Annotated in this window: 14 protein-coding genes; 3 read left to right on the top strand and 11 right to left on the bottom strand. The window is 65.4% G+C overall.

Translation table 11 applies throughout. The features are described from left to right. From CH285_RS00075 to CH285_RS00045, 7 genes are all read right to left on the bottom strand, one after another. Positions 1-127: biotin carboxylase N-terminal domain-containing protein (locus CH285_RS00075; protein WP_141214847.1), on the bottom strand; the 127-nt coding region annotated here is incomplete at its 3' end. A gap of 127 nt (positions 128-254) precedes the next feature. Then, positions 255-1,724 carry a condensation domain-containing protein gene (locus CH285_RS00070; RefSeq protein ID WP_094644139.1) on the bottom strand — a complete coding sequence of 490 codons (1,470 nt, stop codon included), beginning with the start codon at positions 1,722-1,724 and terminating at the stop codon, positions 255-257. Positions 1,725-1,858: 134 nt separating this feature from the next. Beyond that, the gene (locus CH285_RS00065) at positions 1,859-2,272 is read right to left on the bottom strand and encodes a SufE family protein (protein ID WP_027496472.1); all 414 of its coding nucleotides are present in this window, start codon (positions 2,270-2,272) and stop codon (positions 1,859-1,861) included. Continuing rightward, positions 2,269-3,138, bottom strand: a complete 870-nt coding sequence (locus CH285_RS00060; RefSeq protein WP_373454710.1) for a sulfurtransferase — start codon at positions 3,136-3,138, stop codon at positions 2,269-2,271. Before CH285_RS00060 ends, CH285_RS00065 begins: the two co-directional genes overlap by 4 nt. Positions 3,139-3,295: 157 nt before the next feature. Beyond that, on the bottom strand, positions 3,296-4,669 hold the full coding sequence (locus CH285_RS00055) for a condensation domain-containing protein (RefSeq protein WP_094644137.1): 1,374 nt from the start codon (positions 4,667-4,669) through the stop codon (positions 3,296-3,298). Continuing rightward, positions 4,647-6,101 carry a condensation domain-containing protein gene (locus CH285_RS00050; protein ID WP_032408097.1) on the bottom strand — a complete coding sequence of 485 codons (1,455 nt, stop codon included), beginning with the start codon at positions 6,099-6,101 and terminating at the stop codon, positions 4,647-4,649. Before CH285_RS00050 ends, CH285_RS00055 begins: the two co-directional genes overlap by 23 nt. A gap of 119 nt (positions 6,102-6,220) precedes the next feature. Beyond that, positions 6,221-7,669: a condensation domain-containing protein gene (locus CH285_RS00045; protein ID WP_094644136.1), complete on the bottom strand. Its 1,449-nt coding sequence runs from the start codon at positions 7,667-7,669 to the stop codon at positions 6,221-6,223. 550 nt (positions 7,670-8,219) lie between these two features. Between CH285_RS00045 and CH285_RS00040 the strand changes: the two genes are divergently transcribed. Continuing rightward, on the top strand, positions 8,220-9,566 hold the full coding sequence (locus tag CH285_RS00040) for a hypothetical protein (RefSeq protein WP_141214936.1): 1,347 nt from the start codon (positions 8,220-8,222) through the stop codon (positions 9,564-9,566). 5 nt (positions 9,567-9,571) lie between these two features. On the opposite strand, the gene CH285_RS00035 is transcribed toward CH285_RS00040, so the two are convergent. After that, the gene (locus CH285_RS00035) at positions 9,572-10,837 is read right to left on the bottom strand and encodes a glycosyltransferase (RefSeq protein ID WP_255164581.1); all 1,266 of its coding nucleotides are present in this window, start codon (positions 10,835-10,837) and stop codon (positions 9,572-9,574) included. A gap of 153 nt (positions 10,838-10,990) precedes the next feature. Between CH285_RS00035 and CH285_RS00030 the strand changes: the two genes are divergently transcribed. Next, entirely contained in the window at positions 10,991-12,364 is a 1,374-nt protein-coding gene (locus CH285_RS00030) for a hypothetical protein (protein WP_094644141.1), read from the top strand. Between the two features lie 115 nt (positions 12,365-12,479). Next, on the top strand, positions 12,480-12,923 hold the full coding sequence (locus tag CH285_RS00025; RefSeq protein ID WP_027496480.1) for a flavodoxin domain-containing protein: 444 nt from the start codon (positions 12,480-12,482) through the stop codon (positions 12,921-12,923). Positions 12,924-12,938: 15 nt separating this feature from the next. Here the strand turns inward: CH285_RS00025 and CH285_RS00020 are convergent, their stop codons facing one another. From CH285_RS00020 to CH285_RS00010, 3 genes are all read right to left on the bottom strand, one after another. Next, positions 12,939-13,607 (bottom strand): Maf family protein, encoded by a 669-nt coding sequence (locus tag CH285_RS00020; RefSeq protein ID WP_094644140.1) that lies wholly within the window; start codon positions 13,605-13,607, stop codon positions 12,939-12,941. An 11-nt stretch (positions 13,608-13,618) separates the two neighbouring features. Beyond that, complete coding sequence (locus CH285_RS00015; protein ID WP_032372704.1) at positions 13,619-13,888, bottom strand: acyl-CoA carboxylase epsilon subunit; 270 nt, start codon at positions 13,886-13,888, stop codon at positions 13,619-13,621. Positions 13,889-13,908: 20 nt separating this feature from the next. Next, a partial coding sequence (locus CH285_RS00010) for a carboxyl transferase domain-containing protein (protein WP_303396229.1) occupies positions 13,909-14,152 on the bottom strand: 244 nt, incomplete at its 5' end.

Genomic DNA, 14,152 nt, shown 5'->3' with positions numbered 1-14,152 from the left:
CGGGTTCGGCGTACACAGCGACACTGGCCAGCCCGGCATCAGCGGCCGCCCGGATCACCCGAACCGCGATCTCACCACGATTGGCAACAAGAACCTTGGTGATCTGAGCACTGGCATGGCTGGGCACTGAGCCTCCTACAGATGTGTTTTTCGCATCCATCGTCACGAACGTCACGTCGGAGTCTAAGCACCGACTCGGTCGTCGCTGCAATCGGTCCAGGCCGCTGCGGCGCGTCCAGGGCGACAGGATGGGACTACTGGCTGGTAGCGATCCGCCCGGTATCGGAGTGCCCGGGATCGGGATGCTGGGACGTTGCGGCAGAGAAGGAGGCGGTACCGGTGTCGGCCACCTCGGTCAGCAGGGCGCGAAAGGTGCCTATGTATTCGTGTACCCGGGCAGTTGCGAGCTCGGTGTTGGGATAGCGAGCCGCGATGTTGATGCCCTGAGGTGTGCGGTTGATCCAGATGTACACGTCGTGTTGGTACTGCTTGCTGCGCAGCGCACGCGCGTTCCAATCGGGCCAGTGCTCTGCTGCCGGCGCGAACCGCACATCCATGAACGAGACGACGAAACGTGGCCTGGCCGAGTAGCCGAGGGTGGTGAACACCCGATCGAGCGGAACCCGCGCAATCGGTTTGGTCTTCTTCACCTCGGCCGATGCTGCGGCCACGACCGAGCCGAATGACTCCGCGCCGGCGATGTCGAACGAGATGGGACACAGTCCGACGAACCACCCCAGTGCCGACGCCCACTGCGGCTCGTCCCGGGTGTGTACCGGGGTGACAGTCCGAAATTGGGTGCCCCCGCCCAGCTCGGCGCCGGTGATGGCCAGGACCCCCAATAATCCGGCGAACAGACTGTTGCCGGTCTTCCGGCACGCGACCGAGAACGAATCGGCTTGCTCGGGGTCGAGCACCCAAGCAGAGAGCCCACCCTGAGGTACGTCGTCCGGGCTGGGATCACCGATGTCGAGCGGGAAGTCGGGCAGCTGGCCTTCCCCGTCGATCAGCAGATCGCGCCAGATCGCGACGGCCTCGTGCGAATGTTCCAACTCGGCGTTTCGCTCGCGTTCGGAGGACCCGAAGTCGAGATAGCTGCCGGCCTCGAACAGGGCGGCCGGTGCCCCGCCCAGCTCCTCGCCGTACAGGGCCGCGATCTCGTGGGCGACCAGGACAGTGGACAAGCCGTCGATGATCGAGTGATCTGCTGCGAAGAAGACGGTGACCGGCCGCGTCTCGTCCAGTGGTTCGAGAGTGACGAACGCGTAGGCGGGCCAGATCAGGGGCGAGGTGAACTCGTCGAAGAGATACTGAAGATGCTCGAAGACTTCACTCGATTGCGCACACCGTTCCTGCTCGACCTGCCAGATGTCTACGGCTCCCTGCGCGGCGGTCACCCGGGTCATCTCACCGGTGGCCTCGTCGATCGATGCGCTCGACCGCATGGCTTCGTGTCTGTCGATCCAGTTCAGCACCGCCCGCCGGAAAGCGTGCTTGTCCAGGGGACCGGCAATCTCGAACGCCGCGCCGAGCCACGACTCGCGTCCGCGGCGAGGGCTGCTCAGGCTGGTACGCAGGTGCGCCTCGTGGACGTAGGACGTCGGGCGAGGGTCGGGCTGCCACCCGGCGGCTTCGGGAGTGTGGGCGTGTGGGCCGACACTGGGAATCCATTCGGTGAGCGTGCCCGCGGGAACCGCGTAGTCCGCCAACTCGGTGAACTCCATATCGGCAGCAACCAGCCTTCGTCAGACGCATTCGGGGGATTGTTCGGACAGCGGGCGACGATGCCCACTACCGAAGTCTACCGACGGCGGCGTGTATCGATCAAGACGAAGGCCGGGCGCTGCCGACCACGAGGTCAGCGCAGGTGCCTCTTGATACGTGCGAGCATCGCCGACATCCCTCGGAGACGCAGGGGGCTCACCGCATCGCTCAATCCGAGAGCCGAGTAGAAATCGTCCGGAACGTCGAGGATTTCCTGCGCGCTGAGACCGTCGAGCCCCTGCGCCAGGATCGAGGCGAACCCGCGAGTCGTCGGAGCCTCCGGCGGCGCGCTGAAGTACAGCTCGATCCGGGCGGGATCGGATGCATCGACCGACAGGAACAACGGCGACTGACATTCGGGGACCGGCTCCATCGCATCCTGGGCCAGGTGATCCGGCAACGGGGGTAGTTCCCGGCTGAATTCGAGCAGGAGCTGCAGTTTGTCCTGGCCCTCGACTGCGGCGAAATCCTCGACGATCTCGGCCAACGATTCTGGAAGGGAACTCATCGAGCGGCCGGTGCCGATCCGGGCTCCTCGCCCCTGGCGATCGGAACGCGCACAGCATTGCCCCACTCGGTCCACGAGCCGTCGTAGTTGCGGACGGACTCGTACCCGAGCAGATGCGTCAGCACGAACCAGGTATGGCTCGACCGCTCGCCGATGCGGCAGTACGCGATGACCTCGTCGGTTGCCGAAGTCTCGGAGTAGATCTCGTCCAGTTCTGCGCGTGAGCGGAATCGACCGTCCGGTGCTGCTGCCTTGGCCCACGGGATGCTGACGGCGGTGGGGATGTGGCCGCCGCGCAGCGCACCTTCCTCCGGGTAGTCGGGCATGTGGGTGCGTTCGCCGGTGTACTCCGCGGGGGAGCGTACGTCGATCAGAGGCACGGAGCCGAGAGCTCCGAGCACGTCCGAGGCGAATGCGCGGATCGGTGCATCGTTCCGCTCGACGACGGGGTAGTCGGTCGCCGGAAACTCGGGGACATCGAGTGTGGTGTCACGGTTCTCGGACAGCCAGGCATCACGTCCGCCGTCGAGCAGCCGCACGTCCTGGTGTCCGAACAGGGTGAACACCCACAGTGCGTAGGCGGCCCACCAATTGCTCTTGTCGCCGTACACGACGATTGTGTCGTCACGCGAAATACCCTTGCGGCTCATCAGTTTCGAGAACTGTTCGCCGTCGATGTAGTCGCGCGTGACCGGGTCGTTCAGGTCGAGGTGCCAGTCGATCTTGACCGCGCCGGGAATGTGGCCGACGTCGTAGAGCAACACGTCCTCGTCGGATTCGACGACGCGGAGCCCGGGCGCACCGAGATGAGCGGACAGCCATTCGGTGGATACGAGACGATCCGGATGCGCGTAGTCGGCGAACATTGCGTTGGAATCGGTTGGTACAGGCACGTATCGGCTCCTACGGAAGATATTCGGCTGGCGGCCCGCTCGGGGGTGAACGGTCTCCGTCGACAATCCTATGCCGTACCGCCACCGAGTGGCGGGAGCCGCAGGCACAGAGCGCTGCGTCGGTACTGTCTCAGCGTGTCAGGGCCGTTGTGGTGGCCTGGTCGGTCGCCTCGGCCAGCAGCGCGACCAGCGCGCCGCTGAACGCAGTCATGACCGAGTGCGCGAGGACGGTGTCGGGAAAACGTGCCCGCAGAGCCAGACCCGAGGCTGTCCGCGACACCCAGAACTGCGCGTCGTCGGACACCGTCGCGTTGCTGACGTGGTGTGCGTTGGATTCTTCGAGTCGGCGGTGGCCCTCGATTCTGGTGTAGTCGATGTACGACACCATGAACACGTCGTTTCGCGAGAGGGTGAACGTGTCTCCGAGGGATGCCAACACCTGGGGGATGGGCACCGTGCTCAGCGGTAGCGCAGCACGAAACTCTCGTTGGGCCGCGGCGATCGTGTCGACGAGCACATCGCCGACGTCCACGGTCATCGGGGCGTTGGTGGTGAACCAGCCCAGCGCCCGCCGGAACCGATCCTCGTGACGGGTGTGCAGAGGGAACAGGAACGGTATCTGCCGCGGTCCGCCGATGGCGGCGCAGGCCTGACCGATCGCAGCCGCGACCCCGGCGAACATCCCGCCGCCCGACCGAGTACACAGGCGCTCGTACTCGGCAGTGCGGTCGGCATCGAGGATCGGCGCGACAAGGGTTGCTTGCGTGGCAGTCTCACCGTCCGCCAGTCCCAGGTCGAACGGAAAACTCGGCGTCGTACCACCGCACCGAACAAGGAATTCCGACCACCGCACCATGCGCTCGTCATGGCGATCCACTGCCGGCTCGGTTGCTTCGATACGGCAGTAGTCGACGAATCCTCCCACCGGACTCAGCTCGATGTTCGGACTCGACGGGCAGCGCCGGTACGCGTCGTACCAGGCGCGAACCTCGTCCACGGTTACCGCGATCGACAGCGCGTCGACGTTCGAGTGGTCGAATGCGCAGACCACCGTCGAGACGTCCGGCCGGTCGATCGCGACGCACGTGTACGACGGGAACCGTCTTGCGTCGCAACGTAACTCGAGTATTCGGCGGAGATGCTCACGTAGCTCGGTCGGGCAACCGAATTCGGTCCGGTTCGACACCGCGATCTCGACCGAACCGGGGCGATGGAGCATCCTGTCCAGGCCGTCGGTCGCCTGGACGAACGAGCTGCGCAGAGTGTCGTGTCGGTCGATCAGTCGAGCGAACGCCCACGCGAGAGCGTCGGCATCGATGCGGCCGGGCACATCGAACGTACCCGCGATCCATACTCGCCGAGCCTCGCCCAGATCGCCCAGATGAAACCGTTGATTGAACGACGGTGGAATCGGGGACCGTTGTGCGTCCCCGGTGATGTCGGCGGTGAATTCGACGACGGCACCGGCCGCGGGATGGTACTCAGTGATCGAGGTGACCCGCACCGACCCGCTCCTGAACCGAACCGGGCGTCAGGACGTAATCGCCTGTGCGCGCGATCTTTTCCAGTACCGATGCCAGGTGTGCGTGGTACCGCTCGACCGATTCGGCAGCGACGGCCGTGTCGGGGGTCTGCGCCACCAGATACAGATGCTCACCGTCGCGGTTGATCCACATCGACGCGTTGGAGGTCGCGCCCTCGCCGGTGAAATGCTTGGCACGAGTGTCCGCATCTCGCCCGACGCCGGGGAACCAGCGAAAGTCGATGTACGAGAGCATGTTCGGGCTCACGGCGAGTTCGCTTCCGAGCGTTCCGTCTGCGGCGAGAGCGCCGAGTACCGCATGGACCGGTGCTTCGGCGATCTGCTTGGCCCGCTCGAAACCCTCGTGCGCCGGGCCGGCGACGTCGGAGAAGCGCTCGTGACCGGCGATGTCGAACGCGACCGGCGCGAAGTTGACGAACCAACCCTGGGATTGTCCGTAGTCACCGTGGTGGCGAGTGCTCAGCACCGTGATTCCGAAGTACTCCGCGTTCCCCGCGATCTCGAAGTCGGTGATGCCGACGGCAGCGAAGATTCCACTGCTCATCCGTGCGCCGGCGGCCTTGCACGCGGCATCGAACGCTGCCGTCAGTTCTCGGTCCAACAGGTGGCGTTCGACGATTCGGACCGGGGCGCGTTCGCCGGGGGCAAGCCCCAGATCGAGGGGGAACCGAGGCATACGGCCCTCGTGCCTGGTGAAGATGTCACGCCACGCGGCGATCTCGGGGGAGTCTGCACCGAACGTCGCGGCGCGAGCGCGCTCGTCGGCGGCGTACTCGAGGTGACTTCCCGCCGAAGCCGGTTGCGGAACATCCGCCCCGATCTCGATCGCGTACAGATCGGCCAGTTCGCTGATGACCAGAGCCTGTGAACCACCATCGGTGAACGCGTGATCGGCACCGTAGTACAACGTGAAGCTGCCTGGCCTCGATACCACTCCGACGACGAACCCCGGCCAGATGTCGGCGGTGGCCTCGGTCGAGAAGCGCTGCCGCACATAGTGTTGGAACTGCTCGTCGTCGGATGTCTCACCTGCGTCGACGGTATCGAAACGAGCAACTTCCTGGCCGCCGAGGTGTCGAACCACGTCGGTGCCGTCCACCTCGAACCAGCACCGCAGACCCTCGTGCCGCAGCACGTACGCAGTCAGCGCACGGCTCATCGCCTCGGTGTCGATGTCGCCGTCGATCTCGGTGGCCACCCCGGTGTACGCCGTGTGCACGTCACCACGTGCGCGCGCTGCCCACGCTGCCTTCAGGTGGTCTTCCTGAAGAAACGACGGTGGAGTCGAATCGATCGGTGCCGCAGCGGCGCTCGCCTGTGCCGCCGCGGTGGGATGCCACTCGAGCAGTCGGCCGGGCGCGGGGTTCCAGCGGCCCATTGCGGTGATGATCATGTTCGTTTCACTCTTCCGGTTGGGGCGCAGTGGACGGAAACGTACCGGCTGCCTACGCCGCCGTCTCCGTCCACTCCGCATCCACTTCTCCTGCGTGCACGCCTATTCTGCGTCCACGCTCATTCCGCGGCGACGACGACCGACGGCGGGGCCGCCGCGAGCACCGTATCGCTATCGCCGTCGGAGTCGATGACCGCCGTCAGAACCGCGACGAACTCGGTGATGAACCGATGGACATTGGTCGACGCGACATCCGAACTGGGGAAGCGGGCCGAGATGTTGAGCCCTTCGAGTGTGCGATTGACCCAGAAGTAGACCTCGTCGTCGGCGTGGCAGTTGCTCCTGAGCGCCCGCCCCTTGCGCCCCTGCCACTGGGCGGCGTCGGGCAGGAACCGCAGGTCGATGTACGAGACCACGAACCGGGGAATTTCGGTGGAGTCGAGGATCTTGGCGATCTTCGAGTACGGCATACGGGCCAGGCCCTTGTTCGCAGCGCCCGCGGTGGCCGCGGCCTCGAGTGCCTCGACGAAGGTGCAGGCGTTGTCGAGCTGGATCTCCATCGGAAGAATGCCGACGTACCACCCCACCGACGCGGCCCACTTCTGCTCGTCGCGGGTGTGCATCGGCATCACCGTGCGCAGAGACCGACTGCCGGACAGGCGAGCATTCGTCAATGCGAGCGCCGCAAGAATTCCGGCCTGCATGTTGTATCCGGCAGCGCGGCACGCCGCATTGAAGCCGTCCGACTGTTCGGAGGTCAGAAGCCACGACGAGATGCTGCTCTGGGGCGCAGGGCCGGTGTCGGCGCGGGGCCGGTCGCCCGCCAACGGAAGCGGGAAAGCAGGGAAGCGGCCGTCCTCGACAGCGAGGAAGTCCTGCCACGTTCGCACGGCACCGTGATCCGCCGTCAGGGTGTCGCCGAGTGCCCGTTCGGACTGACTGAAGTCGACGTAACTACCCACCTCGGGCAATTCCGGGTCGATGCCGTCGAGGGCCTGCGCGTACAGCCGGTCGATCTCGTTGATCGCGTAGATCTGGCTGTATGCGTCCATGACCGAATGATCGGCCGCGAAGGCGAGCAGGAACGATTCCTCGGGCCCACCGGCGAGAGTGCGGGACGCGTCGTCGGGTTCGATGGTGGCGAGAACGAAATGCGGCCATGCCGTCGGAGACACGGTGTCGCCGAACCACGACTGCAGATGGCCGAACACCTGAGTTTCCGATCGCGACTCCGCGTGTGGGCGATCTGTCACCTGCACGGCGTCGACCGGTGCGGTGAAGCGCTGCCACGAACCGGACTGCTCGTCACGACGAACCTTGGTTCGGAACGCCTCGTGCCGACCCATGTACGCGGCGATGGTGCGGCGTACGGCCTCGACGTCGTAGCGACGATGGATCTCGAATACCGTGCCGATCCAGGAGCCCGGCGCGCTGCGCTCGCAATGGTCCTCGTGCGTGAACGACAGCCCGCGGGGATCGAGAGCCCACTGGGCGTCGTCGACGCGTGGAACCCATTCGGTCAAGCGTCCGGCGGGAAGTGGATAGTCGGCGAGTTCGGTGTATTCCATGGTGTCCTCTTCCGTTCCGGGCTCGGCCAGCGGTATTCGGCAGTAGTGGTGTCTATCGGCATTCGATTACGGTCGAGTGGTGGATGTAACGGCGGAAGTCGTCGGTCCGGCTCGCTTTTATCGGGTGCACTCGCATTGCTTTCGACATTGAAAGAACAACTATTCGACGGACCGTGAAGTCGCCGTCCGGTCGACGTGAGTACGGCACTCACAATAGGGCGAAAGCGAAACTATTTCGCGACGCGTAAAAGTAATTCTTGTCACTGTCGAGGGGGTTGACCGACGGGTGGAACATCGGTCGGAAAACTGATTCTCGCACACATCTGCATTGCGATTCCAGCGTAACCGCACGTCAGGGCCCGATGATTCGAGAGAGCCGATCCGGGTGACGGGCTCGGAACCCAGACCTCGGGCCGGACCGGCACCCCGAGACCGGAGTCACATTCGCGCGTCCGCTCGGTGGAATGGCACCTATTGCAAACATTGAATGAATCGCCCGACGAGAAACAGCACCACCTTCCCGTTTCTTTCGATGTAGTAGGTTCGGCGCGTGACTCGAATTGGATTTGCCGATCACCTTTTCTTGCGAATGCACCACGGCATCGGATTTCCCGTCTACAACCAGTTCCTGTGGTGGTTCGATGACGTCGTGCAGCGAGAAGGCCTGGAAAGACTGCGTGACAACCTGTCCGACGGTCTGCTTGCGCGAAGGGTGGTGGCATCGGCAATTCCGACGGCCCGAGATCGGTGGGTGCCGTCGGCCGCCTCTCATTTATTGGATTTTCATCCAGAATTCATAGACCCGTCGATGGTGCGGCAATGGGCGGACGGCCGTATCGATCCCGATATCGACCCCGAGACCGGATTGGGTTGGCAACTTGCGGCGACGAGACTGAGCGACGGCGGCATGGTGCTGTCGTTGGTCGCCTCGCACATGGTCGCCGACGGTGGTGCCCTGATCGCTGCATTCCGTGCGGCGAACTCCGACTCCGTCGCGTCCCGTGTCGCCTCCGCCTCGGGCGGCCTCGAGGCCCTCGCTTCCGACTTCGGTGACGCCGTCGAGCAAATTCGGTCCGCGGGTGGATGGTTGGTGAACGCGGCGGTGCAGGCTCTGCCTCTGTCCGGACGCTCCGAGCCTGCCGGTGCCACCCAGTCGAGGCCGAAACCACACCGGGCAGCTCCCGAGCGAGCGGCTGCGGCGGACTGGACATCCCCGCACGTGGTTGCCGAGGTGGACGCCGATGCATGGCGATCGACCGCGGAACGCTGGGGAGGAACATCCAATTCGCTGTTCGTGGCGGTCCTGACTGCTGCGTCCGGACTAGCCGGCCGTGCTTCGGTGGGAGACACGGTGCAGTGGTCCCTGCCCGTCAGTGATCGCGGCGACGCATCCGACACCCGGTCCAACGCCACCAAAATCGTCAAGATCGACGTGCCGATCGCCGACCCGACCGATCTGGACCTCCGCCCGATCCGCGCCGCCAGTAAATCGGCGTTCACGGCTTTCGCCGCTGCTCAGGCCGCCGGTGCCGCTCCGGGCGGCCTGTCCCAGGCACTCGTTCAAATGCTGCCCGACGCGGTGGTCGCACGAGTGCCGCAGCCCCGCGACGGTGCCGAAGGGCTGGCGTCGAACCTCGGTTCTCTTCCCGACGACTTCACGACGGTGGCGGGGATCGCTGCCCGGGCGGTGTCCGGTCGAGCGACGTTCGCCGGAGCCGACGCCGACTTCGCTCGTTCGCTCGACGGCGGTCTGACCGCATGGTCGAGCGAGACCGGCACCAGTGTGACCGTGACCGTCCACGCCATGGACCCCGACCGATGCCCGGACGAGCACGTACTGCGTGAACACCTGACCGAGGCGCTTCGGAGATGGGGACTCTCGGCACGCTTCTGGTGAGCGGGTCAGCGGTCGCGCGCTGCTGCTTCGGTGATGTCGGCGGCAGCGGCCGTCGCCGTTCGAGCAGGCGTCATCGTATCGGCTAGCGCTCGCGCGGCCAGCCGGGCGTCTTCGGTCATGAGATCGGAAATTCCCTGTTGTAGAACGGATTCGGTCAACGTCGAGAACTTCGTGCTCGACCCGGCTCCTACGCGCCGCAGCGCGGATCCCCAGAACGGTTGGTCGGCGCTGAACCAGCACACCAGGGTCGGCAGCCCGGCTCGTGCCGAGGCTGCAGTCGTCCCTGCGCCGCCGTGATGAACCGCGGCCAGGCAGCGCGGAAAGACCGTGGCGTGATCGACCGATTTCACGACGAAGACGTTCGGGTTCGATCGATGGACGGCTGAATCGGACTCCAGCAGATCGCTCCAGCCCGCGCAGACCAGGGCGCGCACGCCCAATCGATCGGTGACGTTGTCGATCATGCGCATCAGTGCAGCCGGTTCGGGCACCGGCATGCTGCCGAAGCCGAAATACACTGGCGTAGTTCCTGCGTCGAGCCATCGGCGCAACGCGGGATCCGTCTCGGTGACTCCGTCGACCAGGCCGATGAAGCCGACGAACGGGCGTAGCGGGCCCCACTGTCGGGCAAGCCCGGGGAACAGCGCCGATTCGTAGGCCTGAATCTCGATACCGCCGTAGCGCGCCGACCTCACGGGCGTCGACTCCGTGGTGGGAGGCAAACCCAGTGATGCCCTCTGCGCGTTGTCGCGCTTCTTCATCGACTTCCAGCGCAGTGCCTCGAGGGCCGCCCACATCGACCGATTGACGACGGCAGGTAGGTTCACGCCCGGTGTGATCGACACTGCATCGTTGCGCCTGAGGGGGCAGTAGTGCAGGGACACAAACGCTGTGTCGTGCGCTTCGGCCACGTTCAGAGCCATCTCCTGACCGAGCGAGCCGGTGACGATTCCGTCGCACCCTGCCGCCATTCGGTTCAGCTCGGACGTCATGTCGTCCCAGCCGTGATGAGCCAGCTCGGACAGCGCAGCAAAGCGGGTCCGCGGGTTTCGAGACTTGATACGCACTCTGACCAGATCGGACTCCAACAGCTGCTGCGTGTCGGGCCCGAACGGTTGAACCTCGATACGTTCGGAGGATGCCGTGGCAGCCGACACGACATCGGTGAGATTGGGTGGTGCACCGAACAGCACGTCGTGCCCGCGATCTGCGAGTTCGAGCCCGAGAGCGATACCGGGGGTCACGTCGCCTCGGCTTCCGTTGAACGGCATCACGAACTTCACAGGCGCACTCGCAGACGTGTCGGCGTGGGGAGGAGCTCAACCTATCAGCACCGTCCGGACCGAGCCGATACGAAAACATATGGCGGGAAACACATTTGCGGCCGTTCCACCTACGTGGGCGGGCAGGGATAGTCTCTCGTGGTGGAGAGATTGACGTACGACGACGACCTGTTCCTGCGCATGGAGTGCGTACTCGGGGTGCCCGTGGTCAATCAGATCGTGTGGCGGTTCGACTCGGCCGTCCCGCTCGACGCACTCGAATCCATGTGGCAGTTGCTTGCTACCGGCCCGTTGGATCGCTCCGTACGACGCTCGGCGGTGCCCGGTGCCCGCGATGGCTGGATCACGGCCCGCACGCCCGCCGCCCCGGTCGTCATCGGACACGCGATCGCCCGGGACGGCATCGATCTGTGGATCGAGAACGAGGCAGCGGTGACGCTGGACCCCATCGACGGACCTGCGTGGCGTTTGTCGGCGACCTCGGTCGACGGCGGCGGCACAGTGGTCTCTCTCGTCGGATCGCACGTGGTCGGTGACGGCGGTGCCCTGACCTCTGCGGCGGCAGCAGCTCTCGCCGGTCGGGCGACTCCGGACGACTTCGTTCGCGGCGGGCTCGACCACGTTCCCCCGCGGTCGTCGGTACGTGCCGACATCGCGGACGGCGTCGGACAGATCGGTGCGGCATTGTCCGGGGTGGCGCGAGCGCTCGGACGTACCGCAGTGGACGCGGTACGTTCGCGAACCTCGTCCGACGAGGTAGCAGCGGGCTCCACGGCACCCGGCCCGACTCCGAGCCGTGCCCTGGCCGTCACCGCGGCACGAGAAGGCAAGTGGGTACCGAGCACGGTGGTCGTCGACTGCGCATCGGGGGACTGGGCCGCGGCCGCAGCGAGCAGGGGCGGGAGCTCGAACAGTCTCCTTGTCGCGGTCGTGCTCGGCATTCTCACCGCGAGTGGACGCGTCGGTCCGCAGGACCGGGTACGGGTGGCCCTTCCTGTCAGCACCCGAACACCCGGCGACAGTCGCGCCAACGCGACGTCGGGGGTGTCCATTCACGTCGACGGGGGACAGGGCTACTGCGACGATCTGACGGCCATCCGCGCATCGAGCAAGCAGGCGTTCACCGACCAGGCCGACAGTACGATGACATCGGTGTTCGAGCTGCTCAAACCACTGATGCAGGTGTTGCCCGACGTCGTCGTCGCCAAGCTGGCGGCATCGGGCTCGGCACCGCTGTGCCTGTGCTCGAACCTCGGCGATCGGGGCACGCGACTGCGCACCATCGGAGGCGTCGACGCCGCGGCAGTGGCGATGCGGTCGATCACCCAGAACACCGATGTGGCGTTGCTCCGTCGCACCGCCGGCGGGGTCAGTGCCTGGTGGAACGACTCGGGTGACCGCGCGACGCTGTGCGTCACCGGTCTCGACCCGGACGCGTTCCCCAGCAAGGAGCACCTGCGTGGGCTGGTCGAGGCCGAGTACACGAACTGGGGCCTGACTGCCGAATTCTGGTGACCTCGAGACAAATCACAACATCGGGCGTACGCGGATTTTCGGCGGGATCCCCGGTACGGCTATGCTTTTGCGACTGTTCGAGTGTTCGAGCGCATGTGAGAAAGGGGAGCGATCCATGGCAGTGGTCGTGTTGTTCGGGTCCGAGACCGGTACGGCCGAGGAGGTCGCCGACAAGATCGCGGACGTGCTCGGTGATCACGATGCCGAGGTGCGAGACATGCTCGAGTACGAGGTCTCCGACATCGACACGGACGACTTCCACGTCGTCATCTGCTCCACCTACGGCGACGGAGAGCTCCCCACCGGCGCGGAGCCGTTCTACGAGGCACTCGTCGAGGATGCCCCCGACCTCGCAGGACTGCAGTTCGCAGTCTTCGGTCTGGGAGACAAGGTATACGAGGACACCTTCAACCGCGGCGGCGAGATCATCGCCGAAAAGCTCACCGAGCTCGGTGCGAAGCAGGTCGGCACCCACGCTCGGCACGACAGCTCGTCTAACATCAAGCCCAAGGCAATGGCCGAGGACTGGGCTCGCGAGCTGATCGATCTGTTGCCCTGAGGTAGGTCTCGCCGGTCAGATCCCGATCGGGTCGTCCGGCGAGCCGTCCCAGAGGGCGGCAAGCGACGTACCCACCCGCTCGAGAAGAGTACGAACCAGCGGCAAGCCGATGCCGATCACCGACGAGGGATCACCCTCGATGCTGTCGACGAACCAGCCGCCGAGACCGTCGAGCGTGAATGCTCCCGCTACCTGCAGCGGTTCGCCGGACGCCAGATACGCGTCGAGATCGACTGCAGACGGGGTTGCGAAACGAATCGTCGTCGAGCTGTGCGCTGCAGCCTGCGCCACCACGACTCCGGCGGTCACTCGCAGAACGGCATGACCGGTCAACAGCGCCCCGGTCGACCCGGCCATCGTCCGCCAACGCTCACGGGCCACCTCGACGGTGTGCGGTTTACCGTGCAGCTCACCGGCTATCGACAGCATCGAATCACACCCGACGATCACCAGATCCGCCGAAGAATCCGAGAAGGTCTCGGCGACTGCGGCGGCCTTGGCCCGCGCGAGTTCGGTGACCACGGTGGCGGCGGACACGGACGGCCCCAGTTCGGCCGTCACCGCGTCCTCGTCGACTCCCGACACCCGGACGATCGGCTCCACGCCGGCATTACGAAGAACTCCGAGGCGAGCAGGTGACGCCGACGCCAGAACGAGTCGTACCGAATCGGCCCGGGTCGTCACGGGCGGCACCGTCACCGCGAGTATCGGCCCGACGCGGCGTACGAATACGCCGACTGCGCCGCGAAGCCGCGGTGCATCGACGACGGTGCACCCCACAATTCCCGGGGCCGAGAATCCGCGCTCGATGCCGAATCGTTCTGCGCCGCAGTCAACACCGCCACCAAAGCCGCCACGTCCTCGTCGTCCGGATTGCCCTTGACGACCCGAATTGCCGCGGACATGCCTGAATCGGCAACGGCCTGACCGTCGTTCACGACGTCATGCTTTGATTCGCCGCTCACTGCGTCATGCTTCGCTTCGCTCATAGTGGGATGTTTCCGTGTTTCTTCGGGGGCAGGGTCACTTGTTTGCGTTCGAGCAGTCGCAACGCGGTCACGATCTGTCCGCGGGTGTGACTGGGCGGGATGACCGCATCGAGATATCCACGTTCGGCAGCGACGTACGGATTGACCAACGTGTCCTCGTACTGCTGCTGCAACGTCAGCCGCAACGCATCGACGTCCTCACCGTTCTTCGCCGCCTCGAGCAACTGCTTGCGGTAGACG

Source organism: Rhodococcus sp. 05-2256-B1, from assembly GCF_002258465.1.
Lineage (GTDB): Bacteria > Actinomycetota > Actinomycetes > Mycobacteriales > Mycobacteriaceae > Rhodococcoides > Rhodococcoides fascians.
Note: the sequence above shows the minus strand (reverse complement) of the source record. Positions and strands in the feature narration are given on the sequence as shown.

Bases quoted from the DNA above. Each gene is read 5' to 3' on its own strand.
- CH285_RS00025 (WP_027496480.1), top strand. From the start codon at position 12,480: ATGGCAGTGGTCGTGTTGTTCGGGTCCGAGACCGGTACGGCCGAGGAG.
- CH285_RS00060 (WP_373454710.1), bottom strand. From the start codon at position 3,138: ATGTTCGCCGACTACGCGCATCCGGATCGTCTCGTATCCACCGAATGG.
- CH285_RS00035 (WP_255164581.1), bottom strand. From the start codon at position 10,837: ATGCCGTTCAACGGAAGCCGAGGCGACGTGACCCCCGGTATCGCTCTC.
- CH285_RS00070 (WP_094644139.1), bottom strand. From the start codon at position 1,724: ATGGAGTTCACCGAGTTGGCGGACTACGCGGTTCCCGCGGGCACGCTC.
- CH285_RS00050 (WP_032408097.1), bottom strand. From the start codon at position 6,101: ATGATCATCACCGCAATGGGCCGCTGGAACCCCGCGCCCGGCCGACTG.
- CH285_RS00045 (WP_094644136.1), bottom strand. From the start codon at position 7,669: ATGGAATACACCGAACTCGCCGACTATCCACTTCCCGCCGGACGCTTG.
- CH285_RS00065 (WP_027496472.1), bottom strand. From the start codon at position 2,272: ATGAGTTCCCTTCCAGAATCGTTGGCCGAGATCGTCGAGGATTTCGCC.